The 18,816-nt window shown below is 51.2% G+C and carries 12 protein-coding genes and 5 pseudogenes; 8 read left to right on the top strand and 9 right to left on the bottom strand.

Annotated elements, in window-relative coordinates:
* Positions 1–235: 235 nt before the first annotated feature.
* On the top strand, positions 236–430 hold the full coding sequence (locus ACTNE6_RS03675; RefSeq protein WP_442498638.1) for a hypothetical protein: 195 nt from the start codon (positions 236–238) through the stop codon (positions 428–430).
* Between the two features lie 196 nt (positions 431–626).
* Here ACTNE6_RS03675 and lpxD read toward each other — a convergent pair whose 3' ends face one another.
* The 3 genes from lpxD to ACTNE6_RS03660 all read right to left on the bottom strand — a co-directional run bounded on the left by lpxD (position 627) and on the right by ACTNE6_RS03660 (position 2,872).
* On the bottom strand, positions 627–1,667 hold the full coding sequence (gene lpxD / locus ACTNE6_RS03670) for a UDP-3-O-(3-hydroxymyristoyl)glucosamine N-acyltransferase (protein ID WP_442498637.1): 1,041 nt from the start codon (positions 1,665–1,667) through the stop codon (positions 627–629).
* A gap of 129 nt (positions 1,668–1,796) precedes the next feature.
* Positions 1,797–2,306 carry a DUF2380 domain-containing protein gene (locus ACTNE6_RS03665; RefSeq protein ID WP_442498636.1) on the bottom strand — a complete coding sequence of 170 codons (510 nt, stop codon included), beginning with the start codon at positions 2,304–2,306 and terminating at the stop codon, positions 1,797–1,799.
* 221 nt (positions 2,307–2,527) lie between these two features.
* A complete protein-coding gene (locus ACTNE6_RS03660) occupies positions 2,528–2,872 on the bottom strand; it encodes an HPF/RaiA family ribosome-associated protein (RefSeq protein ID WP_442498635.1) in 345 nt (114 codons plus the stop codon).
* A 236-nt stretch (positions 2,873–3,108) separates the two neighbouring features.
* On the opposite strand from ACTNE6_RS03660, the gene nhaR reads away from it, so the two are divergent.
* Complete coding sequence (gene nhaR / locus ACTNE6_RS03655) at positions 3,109–4,017, top strand: transcriptional activator NhaR (RefSeq protein WP_442498634.1); 909 nt, start codon at positions 3,109–3,111, stop codon at positions 4,015–4,017.
* Positions 4,018–4,088: 71 nt separating this feature from the next.
* Here the strand turns inward: nhaR and ACTNE6_RS03650 are convergent, their stop codons facing one another.
* Both ACTNE6_RS03650 and purE read right to left on the bottom strand, forming a co-directional pair.
* On the bottom strand, positions 4,089–5,183 hold the full coding sequence (locus ACTNE6_RS03650; RefSeq protein ID WP_442498633.1) for a 5-(carboxyamino)imidazole ribonucleotide synthase: 1,095 nt from the start codon (positions 5,181–5,183) through the stop codon (positions 4,089–4,091).
* Positions 5,180–5,677, bottom strand: a complete 498-nt coding sequence (gene purE / locus ACTNE6_RS03645; protein ID WP_268118098.1) for a 5-(carboxyamino)imidazole ribonucleotide mutase — start codon at positions 5,675–5,677, stop codon at positions 5,180–5,182. The genes ACTNE6_RS03650 and purE overlap by 4 nt, the downstream gene beginning before the upstream one ends.
* Positions 5,678–5,843: 166 nt before the next feature.
* On the opposite strand from purE, the pseudogene ACTNE6_RS03640 reads away from it, so the two are divergent.
* Positions 5,844–6,155: pseudogene (locus ACTNE6_RS03640) on the top strand (Mpo1-like protein).
* Between the two features lie 41 nt (positions 6,156–6,196).
* Here the strand turns inward: ACTNE6_RS03640 and ACTNE6_RS03635 are convergent.
* Positions 6,197–6,361, bottom strand: a pseudogene (locus ACTNE6_RS03635) (IS6 family transposase); the annotation flags it as partial.
* Between the two features lie 407 nt (positions 6,362–6,768).
* Here ACTNE6_RS03635 and ACTNE6_RS03630 point away from each other — a divergent pair.
* The 3 genes and pseudogenes from ACTNE6_RS03630 to ACTNE6_RS03620 all read left to right on the top strand — a co-directional run.
* Positions 6,769–8,033 (top strand): annotated as a pseudogene (locus tag ACTNE6_RS03630) (condensation domain-containing protein); the annotation flags it as partial.
* A 12-nt stretch (positions 8,034–8,045) separates the two neighbouring features.
* Positions 8,046–9,605: pseudogene (locus ACTNE6_RS03625) on the top strand (non-ribosomal peptide synthetase); the annotation flags it as partial.
* Entirely contained in the window at positions 9,600–13,259 is a 3,660-nt protein-coding gene (locus ACTNE6_RS03620) for an amino acid adenylation domain-containing protein (protein WP_442499668.1), read from the top strand. The pseudogene ACTNE6_RS03625 and the gene ACTNE6_RS03620, both read left to right, overlap by 6 nt.
* A 491-nt stretch (positions 13,260–13,750) precedes the next feature.
* Here ACTNE6_RS03620 and ACTNE6_RS03615 read toward each other — a convergent pair.
* The 3 genes and pseudogenes from ACTNE6_RS03615 to ACTNE6_RS03605 form a co-directional block, all read right to left on the bottom strand.
* A pseudogene (locus tag ACTNE6_RS03615) lies at positions 13,751–13,924 on the bottom strand (transposase); the annotation flags it as partial.
* A gap of 648 nt (positions 13,925–14,572) precedes the next feature.
* Positions 14,573–14,938 carry a hypothetical protein gene (locus ACTNE6_RS03610; RefSeq protein ID WP_442498632.1) on the bottom strand — a complete coding sequence of 122 codons (366 nt, stop codon included), beginning with the start codon at positions 14,936–14,938 and terminating at the stop codon, positions 14,573–14,575.
* A 143-nt stretch (positions 14,939–15,081) separates the two neighbouring features.
* On the bottom strand, positions 15,082–15,345 hold the full coding sequence (locus ACTNE6_RS03605; protein WP_442498631.1) for a hypothetical protein: 264 nt from the start codon (positions 15,343–15,345) through the stop codon (positions 15,082–15,084).
* 1,080 nt (positions 15,346–16,425) lie between these two features.
* Here ACTNE6_RS03605 and gltA point away from each other — a divergent pair.
* Both gltA and ACTNE6_RS03595 read left to right on the top strand, forming a co-directional pair.
* Positions 16,426–17,724, top strand: a complete 1,299-nt coding sequence (gltA, locus tag ACTNE6_RS03600) for a citrate synthase (protein ID WP_194969755.1) — start codon at positions 16,426–16,428, stop codon at positions 17,722–17,724.
* 376 nt (positions 17,725–18,100) lie between these two features.
* Positions 18,101–18,814, top strand: a complete 714-nt coding sequence (locus ACTNE6_RS03595; protein WP_442498630.1) for an MBL fold metallo-hydrolase — start codon at positions 18,101–18,103, stop codon at positions 18,812–18,814.
* The last annotated feature ends 2 nt before the right edge of the window (positions 18,815–18,816 follow it).

Here is an 18,816-nt window from a genome sequence, read left to right as displayed (position 1 = left end):
TATAGAATATTAAGAAATTTACAAAAAAAAAAGGTCAATGTGCAAACTCAAAAAACCAGTAATCAAGATAATTTCATTTTAGTTTTGACACAACACCTTATCTCGTGATAAAAATTAACCCGTCGTTTATAAAAACTTCGACGATCGATTCGGTGATTAAAATAATTACTGAGTTACCCCTTTGAGGAGAGGGGACAAAAAATCATTACTACAATAACTATATGAGGATTTAAAAATGGCTGAAGAACAACAAAGAGATAATTTCTGGCTGTATATCGGCGGAATCATCGTTTTAACTATCGTATTAGTTGTCATGCTCAAATCTAGAGAAACTGAGCATTTGAAAAGCGGCGCCGTAGCTGAGCTTCAAAAAGAAACTTTCCAAGCTATTGACGCAAGAAAAAAAGCAACTAGCAACAAAGCAGAATAATCTGTAAAAGATACTACTTGCTATACCCCCTCGTATATATTCTGCGAGGGGGTATGTTCAGAACTGTTATTAAGCTAGATAACAGTATCCTCTTTCAAATATCCCTATCAGAAGTTTTGACATTGCTGGAGAAATATCCTCCTCAATGAAAGCCCTCAACGGCGATATTTGTTCACCTTTATCCAAAACGTATCTGCTATTCATCCTTCTCAAGAAGGCTGAGTCTCTCTTCTAGGATTTTCACTTTCTTCAATAGCTCAGGCAGTTTGCTGATAGCAACCTGTTCCTTATAGGCTTCTTTCTTATCTTTGGCAGGACTGCCGAATACCTGAGCACCGGCTTTAACATCGCCGGCTATGCCCGAGCGCGCTAGAACTATGGCACCACGGCCGATCGTAACATGATCCGCAACGCCTGCACTGCCGGCCAGAATGGCGTAATCTTCAATCGTACAGGAACCTGATACACCGACTTGACCGCACATGATCACGTGCCTACCGACTTTATTGTTATGCCCGATCTGCACCAGATTATCTATTTTGCTGCCCATTCCGATAACCGTGCTGCCCAATGCGCCTCTGTCGATACAGGTATTGGCGCCGATCTCGACGTTATCTTCGATAATGACATTGCCGACCTGCGGCACTTTAACATGAGCGCCGTTGCGGAATTTGTACCCGAACCCCTCGGCACCGATGATCGCGCCGGAATGTATGATGACGTTATCGCCTATTTCTACGTCGTCATAGATGACGGCATACGGATGAATGCGGCAATTCTTGCCTATTTTTGCGTTTTTGCCGATATAGACGCCAGCCAGGATATCGCTGCCATCTCCGATCACCGCATTTTTACCTATCACGGCATACGGGCCGATATACAGCTCACTGCCTAATGCGACATTATCTTCAAGCACCGCCTGTGGCGAGATTTGTCGACGGTAACTCTTGGCTGGATGCAGCAGTTCAACCGCTTTAATAAAGCTGATCTCCGGGTCGGCGCAGACTAATAACGCCATGCTTGGCGGGACGTTTTCAACAGCAAAACCTTCCGCAATAAAACAAGCGGAAGCCGTCGAATCCTTAATATGCCCGGCATATCGACTGTTAGTCAGCTGTGTGACTTGTCCATTTTGTGCAGCCATGATATCCGCTGCAGAATGAATTAATGCCGATGCATCTCCCCCTTCGATACGGGCTCCGCATAAATCGGCAAGTTCTTTTAATATAACCGGCATATTGTCCCTGCTATTATTTAGTTATAGCGCCAAACTATATGGCACATAGTTACTGAAAAGAATAGTTTAGCAAAAACTTATAATTCAGTATGACAAAATGCCTTTTTGATAGAAAAAATTCCTCGGTATTCAAGGTTGCTTTATTGCTTTCAGTGTTTTGTCGATTTTAACGACCAGATCCTCCACGCCTTTTAAGGTCAATTTTTTATCGCTGCCTTTAATCTCTGAAATGTAGTTTCCTACTAATTGGCTGTCACGCGCGCTAACCAAATGCCCCATAAGATAGACAAACAGGAAACTGGGCTTATGCAGACGCCCGACCAGTATATAGTCGGCACCAGCCTGTCTGGCCAGCTTGGCCGCCACATCATCATGATCAAAAAGATACCCGACACCGGCATTAGCGCTTTGCTGGGCCTCCGAGCTTACCGTTACGACTTCATACCCGGCTTTCACCAGCTCGTTTTCCAACATGGCCTTTATGCCGGCCGTACGTTCGACTTCAGAAGGAATGCCTGGCGCCAGGGTCAGATCCTTCAGCTCGAAATCCAAAACGGCGATACGTTGCCCGGCAAGGCCGTTCAGACTCGCCAGACATAAAGCCGCTAAAACGATCAACTGTCGTATTCGAAAGTTCATGCGTTCTCCTCCGGATTATGAATCGGATTAAAGAGATGATCTGGATAAATACGGTAAATCAACAGTCCAGGCCTGGTTAAAACTGATTCGGCAAATTGGTTAGAGTGCCCAAGCTTGATTAATGCTGCAGTGGACTGAGGTGCTGCTAATGGCTCTCTCCCGAATGGAGAGAGCGCGTTAGTGTCTTTAGTCGAATAGAATGATTATGAATTGAATAAACTCTACGCAGCAGTTGAGTCAATTGGATCTAATACGCGTTTGAATTTGCGATGTTTAGTCACATGACGCGTAACAGTGCGCCCGGCTCGATCGGTCGCACTGTCAACAGCCGCATACATGTTTTCCTCAACATCATCAATAATTACATCTGATTGATGCGGAATCACTACCTGAATATGACAGCGTTTATCAGCTCCGCCTTTGAGGCCATTATCACTGGAAAGGCGTACGATAATGCGCTGGACGGAATCGTTGCTGCTGATTAAAGCGCTATTGATGCGTTTAACGACATAACGTTTCAACGATTCGGTCAAGGAAAAGTTTCGGGCTTGAATATCAATTTGCATACTGCACTCCTACATGAGTATTACCAGATGAGCTTTTAACTTACCTCTTACTGTACCAAATAAAAAGTCGGATATTTTTTATTAATTGATCGAAATACTCGAACTTTTATGCTTTTTTAAAGAAGCAAACATCTGCCAATGCATCAAATTTGTTGAATATAAAAAAAATCATTCGAGTATTATTTAGTGATCATGTTCTAATTGACTGGAATCAGAGCATTAACTGAGCAATATTTATGATTAATTACAAGCATCTCCATTACTTCTGGATGGTCGCCAAGGAAAAAAGCATTGCCCGAGCCAGCGAGCGTTTGAATCTGACACCGCAAACGATCAGTGGGCAACTAAGTTTACTGGAAGAAACGCTAGGTGTGGCTTTATTTGACCGTGTAGGACGCCATCTCGAGCTCACCGATACCGGGCACAGAGTTTTAACTTACGCCGATGAAATCTTTTCGCTAGGCAGCGAATTGGAGAGCATAGTTCACGATAGGCCTACCGAATCGGTATTGACATTTAATGTAGGCATTGCCGACGTCGTGCCTAAATCCATCGCCTATCGCCTGCTGGAGCCAGCCTTGCATATACCTGCCCTGGTACGCATCAATTGCCATGAAAGCAATCTTGACTCGCTGCTGGGCGATCTGGACCAGCACAAGCTGGACCTGGTCATTTCGGACAACCAAGTACCTGCAGATACTAATATCCGGGGCTTCTGCCGGCCGATTGGGGAATCGACGCTGACTTTTTTTGCCGCACCGAAATTGGCAGACACGTTTGAGCAGGCATTCCCGAATTGTCTTGATAAGGCCCCGTTGTTATTGCCGGGCAACGCCAGCGGAATAAGGACTCAGCTTCAGCAATGGTTTGACAGACGGCATATTCATCCGCGCATTGCCGGCGAGTTTGATGACAGCGCACTGATGGAGAAATTTGGCCAGGCCGGCATCGGCATTTTTGCCTTACCGACGGCCATCAAAGAAGAAATAGAAGATAAATGCGAAGTTATTCCCATTGGCGAGGCTGAAGATTTAACCGTTCGGTTCTACGCCATTTCGATGTTGAGAAAAGTATCGCATCCGGCCGTGACGGCCATTACTGCCAAAGCCCGAGGCTGGCTGGCCCGCGGCACGGCAGATTTATAAATGAATTCACCCTGCGTGAGGAATCTTGCCGGCTGCGGCTTTGCCGCCGCAACCGGCAAGAGACTGGACAGTTATGAATCATCAACCTGATCGGCGAGCGTTGTTAACGCTCTAATCAGGTCTGACAGCCTCTCTGAATTTTCCGCGCGCGCTGTCGCGTGGGCGACTTTGCGGCCTTTCCGCGGCGCTTTGTTATAGAGATGCAGGTGTGCGTTCGGAATCTTCAAAACATCGTCGTCAGCCGGCAGGCCGCCGATGAAGTTCACCATAGCCGCCTTGCCGACCGATGCCGTAGAGCCTAATGGCTGATCCAGAATGGCGCGCAGATGATTTTCGAACTGACTGGTTTCAGCGCCTTCAATTGTCCAATGGCCGGAGTTATGCACGCGCGGCGCGAATTCATTGGCGACCAGATTGCCGTCCACATCGAACAGTTCCAACGCCAGCACGCCGACATAATCCAGCGCTTCCATTAACGCAGAAACGTAAGATTCGGCCTGCTTTTGCAGCGCATCGCCATCGCGGCATTCAGAGACCCGCAAAATGCCGCCGCGATGCAAATTCTCGGATAACGGATAGAAAGCGATAGCGCCTGAAACGTTGCGTGCTGCAATAATGGACACTTCGCGTTTGAATGGCACAAAAGCCTCAACGATAGCCGGCACGCCTTGCAGCGATTCCCAGGCCGGCTCCAGGTCGTCAACCGACTTGAGCACGGACTGGCCTTTACCATCATAGCCCAAGGTACGGCTTTTCAAAATGGCCGGCCAACCGATGGTCGACATGGCCTGCTTCAGGTCTTCAAGGCTGTCCACAGCCGCGAAAGCCGGAGTCGGAATGCCGATTTCGCGGAAAAAACTTTTCTCGATGAGTCGGTCCTGAGCAACCGCCAGCGCCTTGGGAGCCGGATGCACCTGGGTCCGCGCCGCCAGAAATTCGGCGACATGTGCCGGCACATTCTCAAATTCATAAGTGACGACATCGGCGCGCTCCGCCAGCTGCGCGAGCAAGGCAGGATCACTGTAATCCCCATGCAGATGCTCGCCCAGTTTGTTGGCGCAGGCATCGGCCGATGGGTCCAGAAAAATAAAATCGAGCCCTAACGGATAACCCGCCAACGCAATCATACGCGCCAGCTGCCCGGCTCCAAGAATTCCTACTTTCATACCCTATCCTCCCGAGGATCTGAATGCTCAAGCACTGTCTCAGTCTGTTCGCGTCGATAGTCGTTTAATGCGGTTCGGTATTCGTTGTGTTTATTGCTGATAATAGCCGTCGCCAGCAAAGCCGCATTGATGGCGCCTGCTTTGCCGATAGCCAATGTACCGACCGGAATGCCGGCAGGCATCTGAACGATCGATAACAAGGAGTCCATGCCGTTCAATGCTTTAGACTGTACAGGCACGCCTAAAACAGGAATGGCGGTTTTCGCCGCTGTCATGCCGGGCAGATGCGCGGCGCCGCCAGCACCTGCGATAATCACTTCCAGGCCTTTAGCTTCTGCCGCTTCTGCATATTGAAACAGTTTGTCCGGCGTCCGGTGTGCCGAAACGACTTCAGCCTCATACGGCACTTTTAGACGATCAAGCGTTTCCGCAGCAAAGCGCATGGTTTCCCAGTCAGAGGTCGAGCCCATAATGATGCCAACCAGTGCTGTCATGTGTTACTCCTTTCAGTATCAGAATAATTCGGACACAACCGGTCCTATGAATAATTAAACCTTAAATTATCGCACAAATGCCGTAATGATGTTTCTTAAGTTTTTGCATAACCTATAAACTACTATTGGTAAAAACACCGCTCGGGAAATTCGTTATGGTGTCATCGTGAATGCAGCAAAGGCTTACCATACATTTAAAGAGTTTTATCCGTTTTACCTCAGCGGGCACGCCAACCGGATTTCCCGTCGGTTGCACTTTGTCGGTGCATCTATAGCCCTGGTGTTGCTCATGAGTGCTTCCATCACTGTAATGTGGAGGCTGGTTGCCGTGGCCTTTGTACAAAGCTACGCCTTTGCCTAGGCAGGGCATTTTTTCTTTGAACACAACAAGCCCGCCATCTTTGTATATCTCTGGCTCAGCTTTCTGGGTGACTGGCGTATGTGGTGGGACATGCTGACCAGCAAGATTAGCTTCTAGTGTTTAATTGCACTAATAAGGGCCCTGAAGTCCAGGAAAGCTGAATACTGGATAACCCAGCGATTGAGCGTGGCATGATACACACTAATGCCTCTTTCTTCCGGAATGTCTTTGAGATCCCGATAGAAAACCGCATAGCGGACATAGAAGAAGACGGCATAGAGCATAACGTCTTTCGGATAGTAAGCACCTTTAAAACGGATCACCCGAGCTTTCAATGCCTAAAACTGGCAATTATCGCCCAGCCTGACAAACTTGGCGACAGAACCATGAATTGCATAAAGATTTGGTTGAATTTCTATAAGTGCTTTTACTATAAGTGCTCATGCAGATTACCTACAGATCAATAGAATTATACAATTTGTCAAAAAATTTCTTAAAGGCTGCTTAATTGCACACCTCCATCCAATTGGATAAATATTGCATGGATCGCACATCTGTCGCCTCATGCTGAGAGTTAGCATCAAAGTTCAATAATTCATCGAATTAACATTAAGCAAATTTAAAGTGATGCAAGAAAAATAAAAAACAGTTGTCCGGAATTGGCTAATCAAGTTACGGCTGACTTCTTGGGGCGTTATTTCAACTCAATCTACAAGGATTGGCAAAAATTATGTCCTTATACTATCCATTGACTAGCGCGCAAACCTCTATATGGTTTGCTCAGATTTACGAACCTGAAAACCCTGCCTATAACATTGGTGAATATATCGAAATTTCAGGAGTTATTGATCCAGACTTGTTCAGATTGGCAGTGAATACTGTCATGGATCAAAGCGATAGCTTCCATCTTCGTTTTATTGCGACTGACGAAGGACCAAAGCAATACTTTTCTAGCGATAAAAACTGGATTATTCATTCTTTAGATTTTAGTGCTGAGACAGATCCCCTCGCCACTGCTAAAGGCTGGATGCGTGATGACATGGCACAAGCTAGCGATATCATCCATGGTCCAATGACTACGTTTGCACTTTTAAAAATACATTCCGATTTTTTTATTTATTATCAACGCACGCATCATCTTATTTCAGATGGATTTACGGGTCCACTTATAGCCCGTAAAGTTACAGATTTATATGCCTCCCTAAGCGGAGTTAATCCGTTAGAACTTAATGATTTCGGTTCATGGCTCGATGTATTGGAGCATGAAAAGAATTACCGTAATTCAGTAAGATACGAGCGAGATCGAGAGTATTGGCTAGCCCAACTGAAAGACAGGCCCGAGCCGGTAACTCTCTCTGGCAAGCAACCGGATCCGATTCCATGCCGCCAGCTTATCCGTAAGACAGGTTACCTGGCCTATTCGACGGCAGAGGCATTACGCAGCCTGGGTGCGGCTCATGGCGCAAGTGTGCCTCAAATCATAACGGCTGCCGCCGCACTTTATTGCATCGATTCACAGGTGAGGAAGATATTGTTGTCGGCATGCCGGCATCCGCACGGATTGGCGCGGCAATGCGCAATATTAGCGGCATGATGTCGAATATCCTGCCGCTGAGATTGAAAGTTGATTCCGGACAAAGTTTTGGGGAGTTTGTCAGTCAAACCACAAGGTCTATGCGAGATGCTTTGCGCCATCAAAGCTATCGAAGCGAAGATATTCGTCGCGATTTTGGTTTACCCCCGAACGGAAGCGACTTCTATGGTATGGCCATCAATGTCATGCATTTCGATTATGTTCAGAGTTTTGCGGGTTATCCGGCACAGAATCATAATCTTTCCACTGGACCGGAGTTCGAACTTTCTCTGAATGTTTATGACAACCAGAGCGGTTTCGACTTGCGCTTCGATTTTATAGGTAATCCTCTGCATTATAGCGAAAAAAGCTTAGCTGCTCATATGCGTCGCCTGCTAGGCCTGCTTACTAGGCTTGCGTCCTCTACGCTCGATGTGCCTATAAGCCGAATAAGTCTGCTGGAGGCTGATGAGAGGCAACGCGTACTGTACGACTGGAACGCCACCGATGCCGATTATCCACACGACCGTTGCGCCCATGAACTGTTCGAAGCCCAGGCGTTGCAAATACCCGATGCCGAAGCGCTGGTTTGGGACGGCGGAAGGCTGAGCTATGCCGAACTCAACGTTAAAACCAATCAGCTGGCGCACTACCTGCACAGTCTGGGCGTGAAGCCCGACGACCGGGTGGCGATCTGCGCCGACCGCGGGCCGAACGTGATCATCGGCCTGCTGGCTATTCTCAAAGCCGGCGGCGCTTACGTGCCGCTGGACCCGGCCTATCCGACCGACCGGCTGGCCTACATGCTGGCCGACAGCACCCCGGCAGTGCTCCTGATACAAAGCGATTTGGCCGAGCGGTTCGCCGACTGCATGCCGGCTATACCGCGCCTGCTGCTCGACGCCGACCCGGCTCCTTGGGCGGCGCAATCCGAAGCCAACCTGGACCGCCAGAGCCTCGGCCTGACGCCGCAGCATCTGGCTTACGTCATTTACACCTCCGGCTCCACCGGCCAGCCCAAAGGCGTGATGATCGAACACCAGGCGCTGGTCAATTATGCACTGGGTGCGGCACAAGTATTTGAACTGACCCGTGCCGATACGGTCCTGCAGCAAAACTCGATCAACTTCGACCTCTCTGTCGAAGAGATCTTCCCGGCGCTGCTGTCAGGCGCGACGCTGGCGCCGAGCGAGCGCCTGTTCGGCATGGACAGCGAGCTGCGCCCGACCTTCGTGCATCTGACCGCGGCGCACTGGCACACGCTGGTGGCCGAATGGGAACGCTCGCCGGAGCGGGCGCGCGCGCAACTGGCCGGCGTGCGGCTGCTCAACGTGACCGGCGACGCGCTGTCGCCGCAGAAGCTGCAAGCCTGGGAAGCGCTCTGCCCCGATAAGCAAACCAAGCTGGTCAACACGTACGGCCCGACCGAAGCCACCGTCTCCTGCACGGCCGCCTACGTCAAACATAATCCCGAGATGGCCAGCGTCACCATCGGCCGGCCGATGGCCAACACCCGCATTTACTTCCTCGATGCGCAGGGCGAACCGGTGCCGGTGGGCGTGGCCGGCGAACTCTTCGTGGCCGGCGACGGCGTCGGCCGCGGTTACCTGAATCGGCCTGAGCTGACTGCCGAGCGCTTCATCCAGGATCCGTTCAGTAACGATCCTCAGGCGCGGCTGTACAAGACCGGCGACCTGGGCCGCTGGCTGGCCGACGGCAGCATCGAATTCCTGGGCCGCAACGACTTCCAGGTCAAGGTCCGGGGTTTCCGCATCGAACTGGGCGAGATCGAGGCCCGGCTGGCCGGCCATCCGGCGGTCCGCGAAACGGCCGTGCTGGCCCGCGAGGACGGCCCCGGCATTAAAAAACTGGTGGCCTACTACACCGGCGACGCCGATCTGACCGTGGACGAGCTGCGCGCGCATCTGGCCGAGACGTTGCCCGAGTACATGGTGCCGGCCGCCTTCGTCTACCTCGAAGCGCTGCCTTTGACTGCCAACGGCAAGCTGGATCGCAAGGCGCTGCCGGCGCCGGACGGCGAGGCCTACGCCGCGCGCGGCTATGAAGCGCCGCAAGGCGAGGCCGAACAAACCCTGGCGGCCATTTGGTCTGAATTGCTCAAAGTCGAGCAGATCGGCCGCCACGATAATTTCTTCGAGCTGGGCGGGCATTCCTTGCTGGCCGTGACCTTGATCGCACGCATGCGCCAGGCCGGCTTGAACATTGATGTGCGGGCCTTGTTCAGTGCGCCGACGCTGGCCGGTCTGGCGGCGCTGGCCGACAACGGCAGCCAGGCCGAGCAAGTGGTCATTCCGGCCAACCGCATCCCTGACGGCTGCACGGCCATTACCCCGGACCTGCTGCCGCTGGTCAGTCTGGCGCAGGCCGATATCGACCGCATCATTGCCGCCGTGCCGGGCGGGGCGGCCAACGTGCAGGACATCTATCCGCTGGCGCCGCTGCAGGAAGGCATTCTGTTCCATCACCTGATGGAGTCCGAAGGCGACGCCTACCTGATGCCGGTGCTGATGGCGTTCGACACGCGCGAACGTCTTGACGGGTTCCTGGCCGCCTTGCAGGCGGCAGTAGCACGGCACGATATCCTGCGCACGGCCGTGGCCTGGGAAGGCCTGCCGGAGCCCGTGCAGATCGTGTGGCGCCAGGCTCCGTTGAAAGTTGAGGAGGTCGCCATAGACGCTGAAGCGGGCGATGCGGCCGAACAATTGGCGGAGCGTTACGATCCGCGGCATTATCGCCTCGATGTGCGAGTCGCGCCGATGATCAACGGCTTCATGGCCTATGACGCCAAGAAGAAGCAGTGGCTGTTGCTGCTGTTGGCCCACCATTTGACCTTCGATAACACTGCGCTGGATATCCTGCTCGAGGAAATCCAGATGCACCAGCTGGGCAAGAGCGACTTACTGCCCACGCCGCTGCCGTTCCGCAACTTCGTCGCGCAGGCACGCCTCGGGACGAAGCCGGAAGCGCACGAAGCCTTTTTCCGCGGCATGCTGGCGGGTGTTGATGAGCCCACGGCGCCGTTCGGCCTGCTCGACGTGCGGGGCGACGGTGCAGGCATCGAAGAAGCGAAGCAAGACCTCGGCCTTGATCTTGCCCGACGTCTGCGCGAACAGGCCAGAGTGCTGGGCATCAGCGCCGCCAGTCTGTTTCACCTGGCCTGGGCCGCCGTGGTGTCAAAGACTTCAGGCCGCGATGACGTGGTCTTCGGCACGGTGCTGTTCGGGCGCCTGCAGGGCGGCGAAGGTGCCGAGCGGGGGCTGGGCATGTTCATCAATACCCTGCCGCTGCGCGTGCAGCTGGCCGAGGGCAGCGTCCTGGAACAGGTCCGTGAAGTACAAACACGGCTGGCCGAGCTGCTGCGCCATGAGCATGCGCCGCTGAGCCTGGCGCAACGCTGCAGCGCCGTGCCCGCGCCGGCGCCGCTGTTCAGCGCACTGCTCAACTACCGGCATAGCCAAACGGAGGCAATGGTCGACGGCGCAAACGCTTGGCAGGGCATCGAAATCCTGTCATCGAGCGAAGAGCGCAGCAATTATCCGATCGTGCTGTCCGTGGACGATCTGGGCGAAAGGTTTGCGCTGTCGGCGCAAACCCTGTCGCCGGTGGCGCCGGAACGGCTGTGCGCCCTGATGCAGACGGCGCTGGACAACCTGATTACGGTCCTGGAGACGGCGCCGGACACGGCCATGCGCCGGATCGGCGTGCTGCCGGAAGCCGAACGCCGCCAGGTGCTTTACGACTGGAATGCCACCGAGGCTGATTATCCGCGGGACCGCTGCCTGCATGAACTGTTCGAGGCGCAAGTGCGCAAGACGCCCGATGCGCCGGCACTGGTGTTCGAAGACCGACAGCTGAGCTACGCCGAACTGAACGCGCGCGCCAACCGCTTGGCGCATTATCTGCGTCGCCTGGGCGTAAAGCCCGACGACCGGGTGGCAATCTGCCTGGCGCGCAGCGTCGAGTTGGTGATCAGTCAGCTCGCCGTGCTCAAGGCGGGGGCGGCCTACGTGCCGCTGGACCCGGCCTATCCGGCAGAGCGCCTGGCCTACATGCTCGAGGATAGCGCTCCGCTGGCGCTATTGACCGACACGGGCCTCAAGGTCCGGCTGACGGAGCGGTCAGCCGGCGCCAGACTGATTGATCTTTTTGCGGATGCGGCGCAGTGGGCTCATCAGCCTTCCGATAATCCGGACCTGGCCGTAGTCGGCCTGACGCCCCATCATCTGGCCTACGTCATCTACACCTCCGGCTCCACCGGCCAGCCCAAAGGCGTCATGGTGCCGCATGCCGGCGTCATGAATCTGGTCTGCTGGCACAACCGGAAATTCCAGGTCAGCGCCGCCGACCGGGCCACGCAACTGGCGGGCCTGGCTTTCGACGCCAGCGCCTGGGAAACCTGGCCGTACCTGTCGGCCGGCGCCAGCCTGCACCTGGTGAAGCCCGAGCTGCTGGGTCAGCCGGAGGCGCTGTGGCAGCAGCTGGCCGACGACTGCATCACTATCGCATTCATGTCGACGCCGCTGGCCGAACTGATGCTGGCTTCGCCCCGGCCCGAGCAGCTGGCCCTGCGCTGCCTGCTGACCGGCGGCGACCGGCTGCACGGCCATCCGCCGGCCGGGCTGCCGTTCGAACTGGTCAACAACTACGGCCCGACCGAGAACAGCGTCGTCTCGACCTCCTGCACCGTGCCGGCGGGAGGCGAGGGGCTGCCGCCGATCGGCAAGCCCATCGCCAATACCCGCGTCTACCTCCTTGATCCACAGGGTGAACTGGTTTCGATAGGGGTCGCCGGCGAAATTCATGTGGCCGGCGACGGCATCGCCCGCGGCTACCTGAACCAGCCCGAGCTGACCGCCGAGCGCTTTATCCAGGATCCCTTCAGTAACGATCCCAACGCGCGGCTGTACAAGACCGGCGACCTGGGCCGCTGGCGGCAAGATGGCAGTATTGAATTCCTGGGCCGCAACGACTTCCAGGTCAAGATCCGCGGCTTCCGCATCGAGCTGGGCGAGATCGAGGCCCGGCTGGCAGCCTGTGCCGGTGTGCACGAGGCCGTCGTCATGGCGCGTGAAGACCAGCCCGGCGACAAGCGCCTGGTGGCCTATCTGACGGCCATGACCGATGCCAGCCTGAACATTGACGAGCTGCGTGCGCAGTTGAAGGCCGGGTTGCCCGAGTACATGGTGCCTGCAGCCTTTGTGATCCTGGAGGCGCTGCCGCTGACCGCTAACGGCAAGCTGGATCGCAAGGCGCTCCCGGCGCCGGATGCCAGTGCCCTGCAAACGCAGCAGTATGAAGCGCCGCAAGGCGAGACCGAACAGGCTCTGGCTGACATCTGGGCCGAGTTGCTCAAGGTCGACCAGGTCGGCCGCCACGACAATTTCTTCGATCTGGGCGGGCATTCCTTGCTGGTAGTCAAGTTGGTGCTTGAAATCAAGCAGCAATTCGAGGTTGAACTGGTGCTGCACGATATCTTCATGACACCAGTACTTTCATTTCTTGCTGAGCAGATCATCGATGCGCAACTGGCTCAGTTTGATGAGGATGATTTAGTGCAAGTTATAAGCTCAATGAGCGATTCTGGCTCTGATTCTGGTTCTATTGCAAGCAGGAATATGTTGGACTAGCGGGAGCATTTGCACAGAGACATACGGTTTGAGTAAATAAGGATAAGGCAATTTAAAATAAAACAATGAGTTATGTATCATGAGTATCATGAGAGCAGAGCCAGAACCAGAACCAGTCATTGTGGATTTCCCACCGCGTGGGGAGTAGGTAGCTGCGCATGCTCCGGCAGAGCGAATACCGAGCCACGATAGCGATCGGCTCGGCCAACGATTCGCATAGGTGAAAGTCCTCTGTTGGAAAATCACCGTCAGAACCCCGTGTTGGTAGTATGACGTTAACAACTAATGGGTCATTCGCTTTACTTGTAGCCATTGAAGCTAATCGGCATTATGGGTACATTTAAACAAACGACACCAAAGTCCCATAGGATTTTTAAAAGCCACAGCTGTCGTGATTTTGAACCAATTTGTACTAGTGGGAGCATTTACGCTGAAACATACGATTTGTGTGAATTAAGACAAGTTCATTTAATAAAAACAACAAGTTATTAGACGACATCGAGCCCGGTGAACTCGCGGAGCAGCGGCATATCGTGCCGAGCTTCTTCCGTGGCAGGATCGGAATACCCAAACCACCGTTGCATCAGATGGATGCGGAGCATGGTTTCCAGTTCGAATGGCCGTCGGTCTCTGCCTGCTGTCGGATAATGCAGTGCGATTCGCCCTGTCCACTACTATTCAAAAAATAATACGGCAATTGAAGCTTTTTAATCATTGAATTGGATGACAGCCCGATTGGGCCATGCCGCAACTGTATTGCGCGCTGGACAGGCGTAGCTTTTGATAGCGTTATGTTAATGTTTATAGTTGCTCAAAAATATTATTAAGCCGGGTTTGAGCAATCGAAACAGCATGGCTGCGGCGAAAACAACGGGAGAGATGGGCAGTATTTTGAAGTTTTTCTGAGTTATATGGCTGTTTCGAAATAACCCTGCAATTGTACGTAACGCTTTTTTACCTATTATCGCTTTCTGGTAATGATCTGGAATACTGCTCCTTGATTTAATAAGATGCGAGACCTACCCTTACTGAACCGTATGCGCATTCGAATAAGGTTGTTACTTACCGTGCCCTATATCTGCAATTAATGATTTTTATCGTTATCTATTTGCTGGCCGGTCTGGGGAAAATTTTGGCAAGATTGAGCCCACTGAGCGCAACGCCGCTTATTTGTTTGCGGAAAAGCCATGTCCTTTTCAAAACGATAAAGCTTTCAAGCGATATCTGAAAAACGAGTGCTGAAGCAGCGCCCGATTTATACCGTCAGAATGAGCAAGAGACCCATCCGGATCTCTTGCCATTCGTCTGTATTGTTAGCCTTTTCCGGGTAACATGCCTACCGAACCAGGCTTAATGCGTTTACAGGTAACGACCATATCTTCCAAATGACATTGAGCCAAGCCTTTGTTGGCGCCATCCGTGCATTCTTCACAGACGGGCGTGCCAAGATTTTTCACTTCTTCGACATGCCAGCCATAACCTTGTGTTTGGCAGAACTTCTTGCTGTATCTGTTCACATTATATTGCTTCGATGCAGTATCAATCGCTGCGGATTTTGCTTCGCACTTTGCAGAAGGCAGCGTATTGGCCATAAGATCCCTGTAAACATACTCCGTCGCCGATGCGCCGCCTGAAAAAAGCGATAATGCCGCCACTAGGCCTATCAAGTTAAGTTTCATAATTCTCTCCTCATTATTTATTATTTTAAGCGATCGTTGATACGCTATATCTTCTATATTGTGTTGCCTTCAGACCATGACATACCGCCTTACTGCAGAAAACAGCAGACGGGGATCACTAAAACATCCTGCGCACCAAGGATTTAGTTTAAAACGCGAATATTCATAAGGGCGGCTTCTTCTTGTATTTGCTCTTTGATCGGAGCAAACTTATCATCCTCGTTTTTCTTAACCAGGATCAAAACCGTCAATAAAGCAAATGTTATGCCGCCAACATATAGCCAGAATTTATCTTTTGTTTGTGATTCATCGTTCATTTTTGCACCTTTATATTTAGCAGTTGTCTGTGGATGCGTCACAGTTAATGAAAAGCTCCGAAATTTAACCTCTACCGGAACTAATATCATTCTTGAAGCATCTTTATTATTTATGTTTCAGCAATTTCCGCAAAGAGAACGTTTTCATACTGATATTGCACGATCATTGGCATTAGTCACGCTCTGCTTTGCTCTAAACCAGTAAGACATGATGGAAATTACCGCCTTCATAAATACCCTCTCACTTGGTAGTGAATCGATACTATAGGAAAGCCCAAGCCTACTGTCAAATAAATATCGAATCAATACTACATGAATTCGATCTTGGTTAACCCCACCTTCAGAGCAATGATCTATTTGGGCTAATCTTTGACTTTTGCAATTGGGGGAGACAGATAGAGTTATCTTTTCCTTACCGAAATCTCGGCCCCTCATGCTTTGTTCAATCACAGTTTGGCGTGATTTTTTAAAAAAATATGTATTGGGCGCAGTTTATATCCATGAAGAGAATGAAACTAAAACGGCTGTTAATTACTCTTTAAGTTTGGAAACCGGTTTCTTTTTTAAATAGCGCTGGAACTTCAGTTTGGAGAATTACCTTAAGCATCTGATGTCACGCACGAATCGATCTCTGTGCTGTTTTAGTTTTATTGTGGTGCAGCTGCGGTGTAAGTGCAAATTGATCCGCACTGTTAGACCGGCACAAATAGTAAACTTTGACTAATTTGGTGAGGCTTTCCAATGTATGACTTCTGCAAAAACGCTTTGTTTAGCTTACTGGCTGTTATCGTGTTTATCAGCTTTATTTTGAGTATGCTTATGGCTTCAATCATTTTATTTATCGGTTTTATGTTACGGTTTACTTGGAATTACGGCAATCTCGCCATACAAAAAAAACTCAATTACCTATTTGAAATTTAGCCATACTTCACAGCCTTCACTAAAACAGTTTTTTATCCCCTAATTTCAGCATCGGGCAGTGAGAAGACAAGATAGTCTCCTATTATTTTTTCCTCAGTAAACGACATTTCATCTGAGTATTATCCTTCCGCATTTCGAATTATCATTCTTCAAACAGGTCAAACAGCTGGGCATGTAATTTCTGTTTAAATATCATTTAGCTTTGTGATACCGTCATGAAGTAACATTTTTATAATGGAGATCAGTACCATGACTAACCAGCGCAGAGTTACCCTAGTTAATGAGGAGACTCAGCCCCTATGTGAGCTGCCTGTTTTATCAGGCACTACGGGGCCCGATGTCATCGATGTCCAAGAACTATATAAACAGACCGGTATGTTCACCTATGATCCTGGCTACACTTCGACGGCCAGCTGTTCTTCCAAGATAACGTATATTGATGGTGAAGCCGGCATATTGTTGTATCGTGGTTATCCCATCGAACAATTGGCGGAACAATGCACTTTTCTGGAAGTTTGCTATTTGCTGTTGAACGGCGAACTGCCAAACAGTGATCAATTGAAGCAGTTTGAAAATGCTATTACCAAGCATACGATGGTGCATGACCAGCTGACCAATTTCTTTAAAGGCTTTCGCCGTGATGCCCACCCGATGGCCATCATCGTCGGCGTAGTTGGCGCCTTGTCAGCCTTCTATCATGATGCCCTGGATATTACCAATAAGAATGATCGCGACCTTTGCGCCATCCGCCTGATCGCGAAAATACCCACTATCGTGGCCATGAGCCATAAATACAGCATCGGCCTGCCGTTCATGTATCCGCAAAACAAGCTGACTTATGTAGAAAACTTCATGCGCATGATGCTGGCCACGCCTTGTGAAGACTTCGAGCCCAACCCGATTCTGGTGAAGGCATTGGACAGAATCCTGATTCTGCATGCCGATCATGAACAAAATGCCTCCACGTCGACGGTACGCCTCGCCGGTTCCAGCGGCGCCAATCCCTATGCCTGCATCACTTCGGGAATTGCCTGTCTGTGGGGCGCCGCGCATGGCGGCGCCAATGAAGCAGTGTTGAATATGCTGGAAAAAATAGGCGATGTTTCGAATATCGATTCTTACATCAAGCGAGCCAAAGATAAAAACGATCCGTTCAGACTCATGGGTTTCGGCCACCGCGTTTACAAGAATTACGACCCGCGCGCCAAACTAATGCGGGCGACCTGCCATGAAGTGCTTAGCGAACTGGGACTGCATGACGACAGGTTATTCAAGCTGGCATTGGAACTGGAACGCATCGCGCTGGAAGACGAATACTTCATCGAGAAAAAACTGTACCCGAACGTCGATTTTTATTCAGGCATCGTGCTCCGCGCCCTGGGTATCCCCAGCAATATGTTTACGGCCTTGTTTGCCATGGGACGCAGCGTCGGCTGGATTTCGCACTGGGATGAAATGATATCTGATCCGGAACAGAAAATCGGCCGCCCCAGACAGCTTTATATCGGACAAACGAGTCGTGACGTTCCGCCTATGGCTGCTCGTTAAACATTAAATATACCGCATAAATGTCTTTGCAAGGGTATCGGCTGATAAAACTCCAGATCTTATCAGCCGCTATATTTCATCGCTTCTGATAGTTCATACGGCTGTCAGGCGGCTATGACCAACTCCATAGAAAAACTGAAATTCGGCTAAGTCATCGCAAAGCATCGGATTCCTATCCGTACCTGGACTATCTGGCGCCCGCCTTTCATTGGCTGCAAGCTGAGGTCAATTTCCAAACCATTCAGCATCAGATCACTCGAATGAAATAAAAGCCTACAGACATAGTCCAATTTTTAAAGCATTATCGAATGTTGGCAGGTATTGCTTTATAATATATTAGTTTTTTATTATTTACTTAAATATAGAGGTTAACCCTATGATCTTCAGGCAACTTTTTGAACCCGACACCTGCACCTACAGCTATCTCATCGGCTGCGAATTCACTCAAAAAGCCGTTCTGATTGATCCTGTCGCAAGCGAAGTGGATAGCTATGTGGCGCTTTTGAATGAACTGAAATTAACGCTGATCTACACGATGGAAACGCATGTCCATGCCGACCATATCACCGGCGCCGGCCAATTGAGAGACACGCTGGGCAGTAAAAGCGTTGTGCACCGCGATGCCGGCGCCATGTGCGCCGATTTGCTGGTCACCGATGGCGTGCCGCTTCAGGTTGGCGAGATTGAAATACGCGTCCTCCACACGCCGGGCCATACTGCGGGCTGCGTCAGTTACGTGATCGGAGACCGTGTTTTTACCGGCGATGCCTTACTTATCAATGGCTGCGGACGCACCGACTTCCAACAGGGCGATGCCGGCATGCTGTATGACAACATCACGCAAAAACTTTTCACGCTGCCGCCTGACACGCTGCTTTATCCAGGCCATGATTACAACGGCAAAACCGTGTCCACGATCAAACAGGAAATAGCGACCAATGCCCGCTTGGGCGGCGGCAAGACGCGCGATGAATTTATCAAAATCATGGCGAATCTGAATCTGGCCTACCCTAAATATATTGATGAAGCGCTGCCTGCCAATCAGGCTTGCGGACAGCCGGATAAACAAAGCCAAGTCGTACAAGGCTAACG

It is taken from the genome of Methylobacter sp. sgz302048, assembly GCF_052162025.1.
Taxonomy (GTDB): domain Bacteria; phylum Pseudomonadota; class Gammaproteobacteria; order Methylococcales; family Methylomonadaceae; genus Methylobacter.
This window is presented reverse-complemented; position numbering and strand designations above follow the sequence as displayed.